The 12,755-nt window shown below is 39.8% G+C and carries 6 protein-coding genes and 4 pseudogenes; 5 read left to right on the top strand and 5 right to left on the bottom strand.

Going from position 1 to position 12,755, the window contains the following annotated elements:
- Positions 1-2: 2 nt before the first annotated feature.
- The 4 genes and pseudogenes from tsaB (at position 3) to BLP58_RS01435 (ending at position 4,445) form a co-directional block, all read left to right on the top strand.
- On the top strand, positions 3-737 hold the full coding sequence (gene tsaB / locus BLP58_RS01450) for a tRNA (adenosine(37)-N6)-threonylcarbamoyltransferase complex dimerization subunit type 1 TsaB (RefSeq protein ID WP_013853582.1): 735 nt from the start codon (positions 3-5) through the stop codon (positions 735-737).
- Positions 721-1,293: pseudogene (gene rimI / locus BLP58_RS01445) on the top strand (ribosomal protein S18-alanine N-acetyltransferase). Before tsaB ends, rimI begins: the two are co-directional and overlap by 17 nt.
- A complete protein-coding gene (tsaD, locus tag BLP58_RS01440; RefSeq protein ID WP_013853583.1) occupies positions 1,290-2,339 on the top strand; it encodes a tRNA (adenosine(37)-N6)-threonylcarbamoyltransferase complex transferase subunit TsaD in 1,050 nt (349 codons plus the stop codon). The pseudogene rimI and the gene tsaD overlap by 4 nt, the downstream one beginning before the upstream one ends.
- A gap of 114 nt (positions 2,340-2,453) precedes the next feature.
- Complete coding sequence (locus BLP58_RS01435) at positions 2,454-4,445, top strand: SLAP domain-containing protein (protein ID WP_013853584.1); 1,992 nt, start codon at positions 2,454-2,456, stop codon at positions 4,443-4,445.
- A gap of 60 nt (positions 4,446-4,505) precedes the next feature.
- Here BLP58_RS01435 and BLP58_RS01430 read toward each other — a convergent pair.
- The 4 genes and pseudogenes from BLP58_RS01430 to BLP58_RS01415 all read right to left on the bottom strand — a co-directional run bounded on the left by BLP58_RS01430 (position 4,506) and on the right by BLP58_RS01415 (position 10,900).
- Positions 4,506-5,694: pseudogene (locus tag BLP58_RS01430) on the bottom strand (CaiB/BaiF CoA transferase family protein).
- 70 nt (positions 5,695-5,764) lie between these two features.
- A pseudogene (gene frc / locus BLP58_RS01425) lies at positions 5,765-7,105 on the bottom strand (formyl-CoA transferase).
- The gene (gene oxc, locus BLP58_RS01420; protein ID WP_143000304.1) at positions 7,105-8,850 is read right to left on the bottom strand and encodes an oxalyl-CoA decarboxylase; all 1,746 of its coding nucleotides are present in this window, start codon (positions 8,848-8,850) and stop codon (positions 7,105-7,107) included. The pseudogene frc and the gene oxc overlap by 1 nt, the downstream one beginning before the upstream one ends.
- 136 nt (positions 8,851-8,986) lie before the next feature.
- Complete coding sequence (locus BLP58_RS01415) at positions 8,987-10,900, bottom strand: ABC-F family ATP-binding cassette domain-containing protein (RefSeq protein WP_013853587.1); 1,914 nt, start codon at positions 10,898-10,900, stop codon at positions 8,987-8,989.
- Positions 10,901-11,086: 186 nt separating this feature from the next.
- Between BLP58_RS01415 and BLP58_RS01410 the strand changes: the two genes are divergently transcribed.
- Positions 11,087-11,722 carry a redox-sensing transcriptional repressor Rex gene (locus tag BLP58_RS01410; protein WP_013853588.1) on the top strand — a complete coding sequence of 212 codons (636 nt, stop codon included), beginning with the start codon at positions 11,087-11,089 and terminating at the stop codon, positions 11,720-11,722.
- Between the two features lie 39 nt (positions 11,723-11,761).
- Here BLP58_RS01410 and BLP58_RS01405 read toward each other — a convergent pair.
- Positions 11,762-12,747: pseudogene (locus BLP58_RS01405) on the bottom strand (LacI family DNA-binding transcriptional regulator).
- Positions 12,748-12,755 lie beyond the last annotated feature (8 nt).

Below are 12,755 nucleotides of genomic sequence, written 5' to 3'. Positions count from 1 at the left end.
TAATGAAAATCTTAAGTGTTTCTACAGCTACTAATCATTTGAGCGTTGCCTTAAATGATGGTCAACAAGTTATTGTGGAAAAAAACGAACAAGATGAACGCAATCATAGTGAACACCTTGATCCATTAATTGATGAAATTTTAAAAGATAATAATTTAACCTTAAAAGATATCGATCGTTTTGCCGTAGCTATTGGACCTGGTTCATATACTGGTCTGCGGATTGGCATTACGACTGTGAAGATGTTTGCCAGCATTTTGAGCAAAGAAGTAGTTGGCATTTCAACTCTGCAAGCTTTAGCTAAAGGTGTTAAAGAAGAGGCCTTGGTGATCACGGGCTTGGATGCGCGCAATAATAATTACTTTGCAGCTGGCTATTTAAGTAGGGATGTACAGCAAAACGTAATCCCAGATGGACATTATAATATTGATGTTTTAATCAAGGCGATTCAAGAATATGTGGCTAAAAATGAAGTGAAAAAGATCGTTTTTGTTGGTTCAGGTCTTAAAAAACAAGATGAGAAGATTAAGTCATTAGGCATTCCATATGAGTATGGAACTGATGAGCAAAATGTTATTCACGCAGGTTTAATTGGACAATTAGCAGAAAATGCTATTCCAGTTGATCCAGATAAGTTATTGCCACGCTACTTGCGCAGAACTCAAGCAGAAGTGGACTGGCACAAGAAGACAGGAAAGCCATTCGAACCAGATAGTCACTATGTTGAAGAAGTTTAATCAATTTTTCCATTTACCTATTAATCGAATCGATATGGATTTTACGCCATTCATAGCTAATGTGAATGGTAAGATATTGCAAGTTATGCAAGCAACAGATGATAATATTCCAGATTTGTTAGTTCTAGAAGAGCAAGTTTATTCAGGTCACACGCCTTGAAGTAAATTCTCTTTTGCCAGTGAATTAAGAAAAAGACATAATTCGCTTTACCTGGTGGTCTATCATACTTCAACTTTAGTTGCATTTATTGGTGCTAGATTTAATCCAGAGGAAACGCATATTACTAATATTGCGGTCTCGTCGTCTTTTCAAGGGCAGAATATTGGTCGTTATTTGATGGAATTAATGATTGATCTTGCACGTGAAAATGATAGTAATTGCGTTAGCCTAGAAGTACGGGTAGATAATGAGATCGCCCAGAATTTATATCATTCGTTGGGATTTAAGGGTAATTATATTCGTAAAAATTATTATAGTGCCATCCATACTGATGCAATGAATATGGTTTTATGGTTAAAACCGCATCGAATTAACAGAAAGAATTCTACATTTTGAGTGAAAAGAAAGATGTCCGTATTTTAGCTTATGAAAGTTCATGTGATGAAACTTCTACCGCGGTAATTAAAAATGGTCGAGAAATTGAAAGTTTGATTGTGGCAACGCAGATTAAGAGTCACCAGCGTTTTGGCGGTGTCGTCCCCGAAGTCGCTAGCCGTCATCACATCGAAGTAATTAGTCAAATCACTAAGGAAGCTTTAAATGAAGCTAACTGTGATTGGCAAAATATTGATGCTATTGCCGTAACCTATGGTCCAGGTTTAGTCGGGGCACTTTTAATTGGCGTTAGTGCTGCTAAGGCTGCCTCAATGGCTACAGGAATTCCGTTGATTGGCGTTGATCACATCATGGGCCACATTATGGCTGCTCAATTAAAGGATGAAATTGAGTACCCAGCTTTGGCTTTGCAAGTTTCAGGTGGTCATACCGAAATCGTTTTGTTAAAGGATCCGGTTCACTTTGAGATCATTGGAGATACGCGTGATGATGCTGCTGGTGAAGCCTATGACAAGATCGGTCGTGTGCTTGGGGTAAATTATCCTGCCGGTAAGACCATCGATTCTTGGGCTCACCAAGGCAAGGATACTTTCAACTTCCCACGGGCTATGCTGGAAGATGATGACTATGACTTCTCATTCTCAGGACTTAAGTCAGCCTTTATCAATACTTGTCACCATGCTGATCAAATCCATGAAAAGCTGAACAAGTATGATTTAGCTGCCAGCTTCCAAGCTGCCGTGATTGATGTTTTGGCACATAAGACGATTCGTGCAATTAAGCAATATAAGCCGAAGACCTTTATCATGGGTGGTGGGGTTGCTGCTAACCATGGCTTGCGTGATCGCATGAGTGCAGAAATTGCCAAACTGCCTAAGGCAGATCAACCGAAGGTAATTTTGCCAGACATCAAGCTTTGTGGTGATAACGCAGCAATGATTGGTGCTGCCGCATATAACTTGTATAATGATGGTCAATTTGCAGATTTAACTTTGAATGCTGATCCATCATTGGAATTGCCATATGCTAAAAATATGTTGAATTAATAAAATAAATGCTCGTCTTGAAAGACAAGCATTTTTTTGTTGCTCAGATCAGCCACAACGGTAATTACGCTAATATCTGATATAATTAGGATAAATGAATAAAGGAGAATTTTTATGAAACTAAATCAAAAAATCACTTTAGTATCAGTGGCTGCCTTGATGACACTGACTCCTGCTTTAGGCACAATTAGTAGTTCTACTCCAGTCGTGCAGGCAGCTAAGACTTCACAAAAGAATACAATCAAGTTAGTGAAAAAGGAATATGGCGGTGTGCAACTTTATAGTGCTCAGGGTACTGCTCGTAACAAAACTGCTAAATCAGGTGCAACATTAAAAATTTACGGCACTCCTGTTTTGCTCAATGGTCCTAAGCTTTACGATGTCAGTTCAACTAATACTTTCCCTCAGATTCGGATTATCAAGGGTACGTCTTATTACTGGCTAGGCGACAATGGCTACATTAGAACACATAATATTGGTTCCAGCACTCGCGATGGCAAGCTAAAGGCAATGTTTAATTCTTATATTTACGATAAGAATGGCAAGCGTCTTAAGAGCTATCGTGGTGGTAGTGCATTAATTAAGAGAAATACTAGTGTTCAGGTCAAAGGCCAAGCCTATAGGTATAACCCTCATTATTACTATAATGTAGGGAATGGCAATTACGTTCGTGTTAGCGATGTTGCTGAAGTAAATGGCAAAGGCGTAATGATCTTGAATTACAATAGTGCTATTTATAATAAATACGGTAAGAGAATTAAGGGCAAAAAGACTCTCAAGAAGGGGATGCCAATTAATTACTCTGGCAAAATTGAAGTCAGTGATAACAAGGCTGATTTTTATTACATTAAATACGATCAAAATAAGCGCAGCTATTACTCCTTAAGTCATAAGGTAATTAAGGGTGAGTGGTATTACAGCATTGGCAAGGGCCAATATATTAAGGCTTATAATGTCAGTCATATTAATGGTGAAATAATGTACACCAGTAAGCCAACTTATGTAGTACCTAATTCCGACATGCACGTGCTTAATAAAGATTTACAAACAACGGATAAAGTAGTTCGTGCTGGTAAAAAAGTGAAAGTTGATGGAGCTACTGTCAACGGTCAAGGCGATAACGCGGAGTTATACTACCGTTTAGCAGGTAAAGATGAATATCTCTGGTGGGGCGATGATAGTGAATATCCAGAAGATGCTCAAACCGAGGGCTTCTTTAAGATTCGCTTCCTGATCGGTGATGAGAGTAATTACAATGATCTCTATAACTCTTACATCACTTTTAAGAAAGATTATGAAAAGACCACGCCGCTCTATATGGCAAATGGTCAGCAACGCAATTTAGATGGCTATTTATATGTAGCTGAAGATGGCAATCAATCAGCTGAACAGAATTTTGACATTAATGGTGCCTGGTATATCTGGAATGCTAAGGAAAATAAAGCAGAGCTCTATTACCATTTGACTAATCAATGGCAACCGGTAGCCGGTAAAGCAGCTGGAAAGTATCAATATTCAAGAAAAACAATTCATCTTGGTGATAGTTTTGTTAAGGCAAGTGATGTTGATACTCATGGATTAAGCGTGAAGACACTTAACACTGCCAGTGAAGCTGAAGCACAAGCTAAGCAAACGTTGACTGCTAGTCAAAAGAATGAATTGGAAAGTAAAATCAGTGATGCTTCGAACATCAAAAATAGTGACAAGTATCGCCTTGCTAATGCCAATAAGCGAGCTAACTATGATGGCGTAGTTAGTGATGCAGAAAATGCACTTAAAGATAGTAAGACAACTGCTTTTGAGGCTAGCGTTCTTCTTTGGAATCTTGATCAGGCACAATCTGCACTTGATGGAGCTAAGGTTAAAGTTAAAGATGTTGATAATTTAACCGTGAATGAAGCTAATCAGGTACTGCAGGTAATGCGTAATGCTAATGGAAAGTTAGACACTTCTGATACTGTAAGTATTTATCAACATTGGGCTCATAAAGATGGTTATTATCCTTCATATAATTGGGTAAGCAGTAAGAAATCCGTTTTTATGTTGACTAGATCGGGTCACAAGAATCAAATCTTGGATGTTAAAGACTACGCTACTGAAAAGTAATAATTTGGAAGATAAAATAAAAATGCCTGGGAGTAAATTCCAGACATTTTTTGTTTAGATTTATTCAAATTCCTTACGAATCTTGTCGCCATCTTCATCAAGTTTTGGCGAATCTTTTTGCAAGCCATATGAGTTCCAAGTACCATATTTCATTGGCGTACCCAAAACTTCATTGCCGTCATCTAAGGTTTTAACCATGCCGCGGTCAATAATTTGATCAAGGCGACGTGTCTTATCAACGTTGAGAACAAGGCCAGCAGGAACGCCTGCTTCATGCAAAATATCATCCCATTCGGCTGCCTTCTTAGTCTTTAGGACAGCTTGCATGGCATCCTTGACGTCGCGCCAGTTTTGCTCACGCAAGTCATTGGTCTTAAAGTTAGCTTGCTCGATCCATTCTGGATGACCTAGGGCATTTAATAAAAGATTCCAGAGATGATCATTGCCACAGCAGATTGCAATTGGCTGATCCTGGCAGTCAAACGTATCAAATGGGTACATATCAGGGTGACGATTGCCAATGCGATGTGGCACCTTGTGTGGCCCGAGAGCGAGCATTAAATTCTGTACCATGAGTGAGAAGGTAGAATCAAGCATGGAAACATCAACCGTGGTGCCTTTACCGGTGCGCTCACGTGCAACCAATGCAGTAGTGATAGCACTGTAGCCGATAATTCCTGCTACGACGTCAGATACTGATGTACCGACTCTGGTTGGTTTGCCATCGGGTGTTCCAGTGGAATCCATTAAACCTGAAAGTGCTTGAACAATGGTGTCATAAGCAGCTTGTTTAGACCATGGGCCATATTGACCGAAACCAGAAATGGAAGCGAAAATCAGCTTAGGATATTTTTTAACCATTTCTTTAGGGTCGAAACCTAAACGTGTCATAACGCCAGGGCGGAAGTTTTCTACTACTACGTCTGCTTTAGAGATCATTTTTTCTACTAAGGCATGGTCCTTAGGATCTTTCAAATCTAAGGCGATTGATTCCTTGCCTGCGTTACAAATTCTGAAGTATTCGCTAGAACCATCTGCGATGTATGGTCCCATATGACGCGTATCATCGCCTGTTTTTCTTTCAATATGAATTACCCGGGCACCGCTATCTGCCAGCATTCTGGTGCAAGTAGGGCCTGAAAGGACGTGAGTAAAGTCAATAACCAGCATCCCGCTTAAAGGATAGGGCTTATTTTTATCTAAATGACTGTTTTTTTGCTTCTAATTCCGCATAATTAGGTTCTGTCATAGTTGTACGCTTTCTATTAAAAAGAAAAAGCCGTTCGAAGTGAACAGCTTTTTGATTGAGAATAAATTAATTATTCACCCTTGATAACTTCAGTACGTGGGTTCTTAGGACCTTGAGCCTTAGAAATTACGCCTTCTTCAGTTAATTTTTCGATTTGATCTGGATCATAACCAAGTGAAGCTAAAATTTCCTTGTTGTTTTCACCAAGGTCTGGAGCACGCTTGTAATCAAGCTTGTAATTAGAAAGTGAGAATGGCAAACCAATAGTCTTGAACTTACCACGGTTGCCACCTTGGTCAATAGTTACGATAGTGCCATCTTTGTTCAAGTCTGGGTCATTTTCAATTTCGTGCCAGTCAAGAACAGGACCTACAGGAATACCAGCAGCACCAAGTTTCTTAGTTAATTCATACTTGTCGTATTGCTTAGTGTAGCTTTCGATTAATGGGTAAATTTCTTCCTTGTGTAATTGACGGTTGTGCCAGCCATCGAAGCGAGGATCAGTAGCCCATTCTGGGTGACCCATGGTGTTGGCAATAGCTTCCCAGCTCTTGTCACTGTTTTGGATAACAATGTATACGTAAGCATTAGGATCAGTTTCCCAGCCCTTAGCTTTGTAAGTCCAACCAATAACTTGGCCACCTTCAGTGTTCTCAGCACGAGGAACTGCCTTGCCCCACTTGTAGTTAGGGTAAACAGCGTAGTGAGGAAGGGCACCTAAGTTGTCTAACATGATTTGGTCACGCAACTTGATCCGGCAGAGGTTCAATACAGCGTCTTGCATTGATTGGTAAACAAAAGTACCTTCACCAGTGTGTTCACGTTGAAGAAGGGCAGCTAAGATACCGATAGTCAGATGCATCCCTGAGTTTGAGTCACCTAAAGCAGCAGCTGATTGAGTAGGAACGTTAGCCTTGCCTTCGTTCCAACCAGTAGCAGAAGCAGCACCACCAGCAGATTGAGCAACTGGTTAAAAGGCCTTAACGTTTTCAAAACGTGAGCCTTCGTTAAAGCCCTTTAATGAAGCGTAAATAAACTTAGGATTCATTTCATGCAGCTTTTCCCAGCCGAGGCCATTACGTTCAGCTGAACCAGGAGCGATGTTTTCAACGAAAACATCAGCCTTCTTGATTAAGTCGTACATGATCTTCTTACCTTCGTCAGTCTTAATGTTAACAGTTAAAGACTTCTTGTTGGCGTTTAATTGTAAGTAATAAAGACTCCATGAATCTTTAATATCAAGCAATTCATTTCTAGTTGGGTCACCAGTACCAGTACCAGTACGTTCAATCTTAATAACGTCGGCACCAAGCCATGCTAAAAGTTGTGTACATGATGGACCAGATTGGACTTGAGTCCAGTCGATAACCTTAATGCCCTTTAAAGGTGTATATTTATTTTCTTCAGTCATTATTTATCTTCCTTATCTTCAAGTTGTGATAAATCCAATTCTGGGTTTAAGTTACCAATGTGACCAGATTCCTTACCCATTGATACAGGAATCTGTGCATCAATAATAGTAGGGTTGCCTGATTCGTAGGCCTTTTCAAGGGCATCTTTCATTTCAGCGTAGTTGTTTACACGGTAGCTGTCACCGCCGAATGCCTTAGAAATATCGCTGTAGTGAGCGTTAGCGTCCAAAATACTAGGGCCTAATTGATCCTTAACAACGTTACGGTCACCATTGTAGATACCACCGTTGTTAACGATGACTACAGTTACAGGTAAGTGGTAATGGCAGATGGTTTCCATTTCCATACCATCAAAACCAAAGGCTGAGTCACCTTCAAGGGCGATAACCTTCTTACCAGTTTCTACAGCAGCGGCGATAGCGTAGCCAAGGCCGACACCCATAATGCCCCAAGTACCAGTGTCAAGACGGTGACGAGGCTTTTGCATACCGATTAAGTTACGGCCAATATCCAAAGTGTTGGCACCTTCACTTACGATGTAAGCGTCAGGGTGCTTTTGCATTAAGTCGTTAATTGGTTCGATTGCGCTGTAGTAGCCTAAAGTTGATTTAGCTTCAGAAGCTGAAATTCTCTTAGCAAATTTAGCGTTATTTTCATCGCAATGATTCTTAATAGCTTCAAGCCAATCTGCTGGAGCCTTAATGCCAGCCTTTTCGATTGCTGGAACTAACTTTTGCAATACAGACTTGATGTCACCTTGTAATGGAGCATCAATCTTTCTGTTTGAGTCAAATTCAGTTGCGTCAATTTCAACTTGGATAAACTTAGCGTCTTCACGGAACAATGGAGCTTGACCATTAGAAAGCATCCAGTTAAGACGTGCACCGATCAAGAGAACAGCATCTGCTTGACCAAGTGAAAGTGAACGAGCAGAAGCGGCGGATGATGGAGAATCGTCTGGTACAACACCCTTGGCCATTGACATTGGTAAGAATGGAATCTTAGTCTTGTCGACTAATTCTCTAATTTCCTCTTCGCTTCTTGAGTAGGCAGCACCCTTACCAAGTAAAATAACTGGGTGCTTAGCATTCTTCAATAATTCTACTGCACGGTCAATTGCGTCATCTGATGGCAATTGCTTAGGAGCAGGGTCAACTACCTTGTAAATGTTGGCGTCTGACTTTTGTTCAACAGTGTCAGCAACAGTTGCTGCAGGAAGGTCCAAGTAAACACCGCCTGGACGGCCACTAACAGCAGTTCTAACTGCACGAGCTACAGCTAAGCCCATGTCTTGTGCGCGATCAACACGGTAAGCTGCCTTACAGAAAGGCTTAGCTACGTTGTATTGATCAATTCCTTCGTAGTCTCCACGATCTAGATCGATGACGTGACGGTCTGATGATCCTGAGATCATGATTAATGGGAAACAGTTCTTAGTAGCTTGTGCTAAAGCTGTTAAACCATTTAAGAAACCAGGTGCAGATACGGTTAAAGCTACGCCAGGTTTACCAGTGATAAAACCTGCAGCAGCAGCTGCATCTTCACGTCTAAATCCATAAAATTTCATGCCTTTTAACTCTGCCAAACGAGCAAAGTCTGTTACTGGAATACCGACAACACCGTACATGTTATTTAAGCCGTTTGCTTGTAAAGCATCAACTAAAAGTGCGGCACCAGTAAGTTCTGTATTATTAGCCACGAAAATACCTTCTTTCAATAATCCCCAAAAATGCAAACAAGACATGCATTTCAAGTTAAAGAAACACCACTTAAAATTAAGATACAAGTTAAAATTTATAAAAAAATATATAGTTATTTATAAAGTAAAAACAAAAAACACTTCACTATATTAGGAAGTGTTTCATATATTTCTTTATAAGTTATTCAAAATTATCCATTTCTTCGATGGCTTTTTCCCAGGCGTTATTTGCATCGTCTAATTGTTTTTGAATATTAGATAATTTTTCTTGTAGTGGTCCGAGCTTGTCAAAGTTCGAGGCAATGTCTGGGTTAGCCATCTCAGTTTGGACGTTTTTTTCTTGCTCTTCAAGTTCTTCAATTTTCTTTTCAGCTTGATCAATAGCGCGTTGCAGTTTTCTCTTCTGTGAGTTGCGTTGCTTTTGTTCTTGATAAGACAGTTTTTGCTCACTGACTTCCTTTACCGGAGTAGTTTCTTCAATACTCTCAGCTGCCGCATTTTGCTTGGCCTTTTCATCAAGATAATAAGAATAGTTACCATTATATATCTTGGCGTGACCATCGCGAACGGAAACAATCTTGTTAGCTAGTTGGTTGATGAAGTAACGGTCGTGAGAAACAAAGAGCAAAGTACCGTCGAAGTCTTTCAAAGCTTCTTCTAAGACTTCCTTAGCTTCAATGTCCAAGTGGTTGGTCGGTTCGTCCATTAGCAAGAAATTATCGTGTTCAAGTGATAAAACGGTTAAAGTCAGACGAGCTTTTTGTCCACCAGATAATTGCCCGACAGTCTTGTCGATGTCCTTAGCCGTGAACAGAAAACTAGCAAGAATCGAGCGAACATCACGCTCTGGCATGGTCTTATGCCGATCCCAAACAGTATCTAAAACCGTCTTAGAAGGATCAAGGCCTTGGAGTTCTTGATCGTAGTAGCCAATATCTAAAGAGGCACCACACTTGATTGAACCGCCTTTAGGAGTTAGCTGCTTCATGATTGTTTTGAGCAGGGTAGATTTGCCAATCCCGTTTGGACCGATGATGGCTACGCGATCGCCTTTATTAATTTGGAAAGAGATATCTTTGACCATTGTTTTTTCAGGATAGCCAATGGTTAAATCCTTGAAAATTAGCACTTCTTTACCAGAAGGACGTTCGCTGTTGAAGTGAATACGTACCTTATTTTTATGTTTTGGTGGTTTAATCCGGTCGATTTTTTCTAGCTTTTTACGCCGGCTCTGTGCTCTTTTGGTAGTCGTAGCTCGAACCAAGTTCTTTTGGATGAACTCTTCGTCTTTTTTGATTTCAGCCTGTTGCTTTTCATAAGCGGCTTCTTGATCCTTGTCGCGTTGTTCGCGCTGCATGACATAGGCAGAATAGTTGCCCTTGAATGGCGTCAATTTGCCGAATTCTAATTCGAAGATTTGGGTAGCCAGGTGATCCAAAAAGTATTGGTCGTGGGATACAACCAAAATCGCGCCACTGTAGTTTCTTAAAAAGCCTTCCAGCCAATCCAATGTATCTAGATCAAGATAGTTGGTTGGTTCGTCTAAAAGAAGTAGGGCCGGCTTACGTAAAAGCAGTTTAACAAAAGCTAACCGCGTCTTTTCACCGCCAGAGAGACTGCCAATCTTTTTTTGCCAAGTATCTTCTGGAAACTTAAAGCCGTTCAGAATGCTCTTAATGTCAGACTGATAAGTGTAACCGCCTTTTTGTTCGAAATTAAATTGCTTTTGATCATATTGCTTAAGCAGTTCTTGATCTTCAGGATGATCGGCAATTCTTTCTTGCATCGCGGTTAAACTTTTGCCTTCTTTAATTAATGGGGCAAAAACGGATTCTATTTCATCCCAAATGGTTTGGTTTTTGTCTAAGGCATTTTCCTGTGCAATATAGCCGACATCAATGCCTTTATTAACGGTAAACTCACCATGGGTGGGTTCCTGTTCACCTGTCATAATTTTTAACAGAGTGGTCTTACCAACTCCGTTAGGACCAACTAAACCGATTCTGGCATTAGAATCAATTGAAAAAGTTACATTTTTAAATAGTGTATTGGCCCCAAATTGTTGTTCTAAATCGTGTCCTTGTGCAATAATCATAATTTTTCACCTAATCATTATTCTACCATATGATGCAACGGGTTTTGGAGAGGAATACTATGTTTATATATGTGAAAAATAGCATCCTTGTGAATAAGATACTTGCACAAGTAGCATGTTTATAGTTATGATAGTAATGCTTGATTGTGCATTCACAAACAAAAATACATTTGGGGGGCTTCCATTATGGAAAAAATAAAAATTCCAAAGGCAACAGCAAAAAGATTACCATTATACTATCGCTATTTGATTATTTTGAATGAAGAAGGTAAGGAAAAGGTATCATCAACTGAATTGTCTGAAGCAGTACAAGTTGATAGTGCTTCAATTAGAAGAGACTTTTCATACTTTGGCGCGTTGGGCAAACGTGGCTATGGCTATGACGTTAAGAGCTTGCTGTCCTTTTTCAAGAAGATTTTAAATCAAGATACTTTGACTAATGTTGCCCTAGTTGGTGTTGGTAACTTAGGGCGAGCACTGCTTAATTATAACTTTAAGAGAAGCAATAATATTCGCATTTCCTGTGCATTTGATATCAATAAGAAGATTACGGGTCGTATCTTAAGTGGCGTTCCTGTTTATGATTTGGAAGACATGAAGCAGCAGTTGAATGATCAGCAGATTACGATTGCTATTTTAACGGTTCCTTCTACGGCTGCTCAAAAAACGACAGACGTCATGGTCGATGCTGGTGTGAAGGGGATCATGAACTTTACGCCGATTAGATTATCTGCTCCAGCTAGTGTGCGTGTACAAAACGTTGACTTAGCAACGGAATTGCAGACTTTGATTTATTTCCTAGATAGTGATAAAGAAAATTAAAGCTAAAAAAATAACCAGGGACAAAATCCTGGTTATTTTTTATGCTGTCGTTTCACCCTTAATCAACTTAACTGGCAAAACATAATTTTTTTGTTTTAATTCTTGCTCAGGATGCGCAATTCGCTTGAGTAATAAATTAACCAATAAAGTTGCAATATCCTCGATAGGTTGAGCAATTGTAGATAGCTCCGAATGATAAGTTTGCATCAGTTGCGTTCCATCAAAGCCAATAACTTTTAATTCACTGGGAATCGAGATACCTAGCTTTTTAGCCTCCTGTAAAACCAAAATAGCGGTTAAATCATCAGTGCAGACAACCCCATCAGGTTGATCGTTTGTCAACATATTATGGACTTCCATATTTTTAATGTTAGTCGAATCCGAAAAAGCCACGGAGCGAATATGGGGTGTAAAGCCATAATTTTTAGCTTCATCGAGATAGGCATCTAGACGTTCATCGGTAGGATTGCCCTTTTTATGTTTGTTGCCTAAGAAGTAGATCTTTTTGCAGCCGCCTTGAATTAAATCACGTACGGCAAGTTTAATCCCCTGATAGTTGTCGCAACTGACAATCGGGACGTTTTCGGCTAGTTTACGATCAAAAGAAACAATCGGCAAACCTAATTGCTTATATTCTTCAATCCCTAGATTGTGAGCCCCTGCAATAATGCATCAACCTGGTTGGCCTGGAGCATGCGTAAATATTCATGCTCTTTCTTTTTGTTCTGTCCTGCGTTGCAAAGAATTACTTTATAACCCCGTTTAAAGAGCGTCGTTTCAACATCTTGTACTAATTCCGCAAAAAACGGATTGGTAATACCAGGAAAGATCAACCCAATTAATTTCATTTTTTTACCTTGCAAGGAACGAGCAAGGGAATTAGGCTGATAATTTAATTTTCGCATTGCCGCAAAAACTTTGTCCTTGGTTTTTTGACTTAAATAGCCATGATTATTAATCACTCGCGAAACAGTTGTCACAGAACAGCCTGCTTCTTTGGCAACGTCGCTTAATTTAGCTGCCATTTATATCA

The organism is Lactobacillus kefiranofaciens (assembly GCF_900103655.1).
In the GTDB taxonomy this organism is placed as follows: domain Bacteria; phylum Bacillota; class Bacilli; order Lactobacillales; family Lactobacillaceae; genus Lactobacillus; species Lactobacillus kefiranofaciens.
This window is presented reverse-complemented; position numbering and strand designations above follow the sequence as displayed.

What these genes read in the sequence shown, in the direction of transcription:
- tsaB (WP_013853582.1), top strand. Translation starts at nt 3, where the DNA reads ATGAAAATCTTAAGTGTTTCTACAGCTACTAATCATTTGAGCGTTGCC.
- BLP58_RS01435 (WP_013853584.1), top strand. Translation starts at nt 2,454, where the DNA reads ATGAAACTAAATCAAAAAATCACTTTAGTATCAGTGGCTGCCTTGATG.
- oxc (WP_143000304.1), bottom strand. Translation starts at nt 8,850, where the DNA reads ATGTCTTGTTTGCATTTTTGGGGATTATTGAAAGAAGGTATTTTCGTG.
- BLP58_RS01415 (WP_013853587.1), bottom strand. Translation starts at nt 10,900, where the DNA reads ATGATTATTGCACAAGGACACGATTTAGAACAACAATTTGGGGCCAAT.
- BLP58_RS01410 (WP_013853588.1), top strand. Translation starts at nt 11,087, where the DNA reads ATGGAAAAAATAAAAATTCCAAAGGCAACAGCAAAAAGATTACCATTA.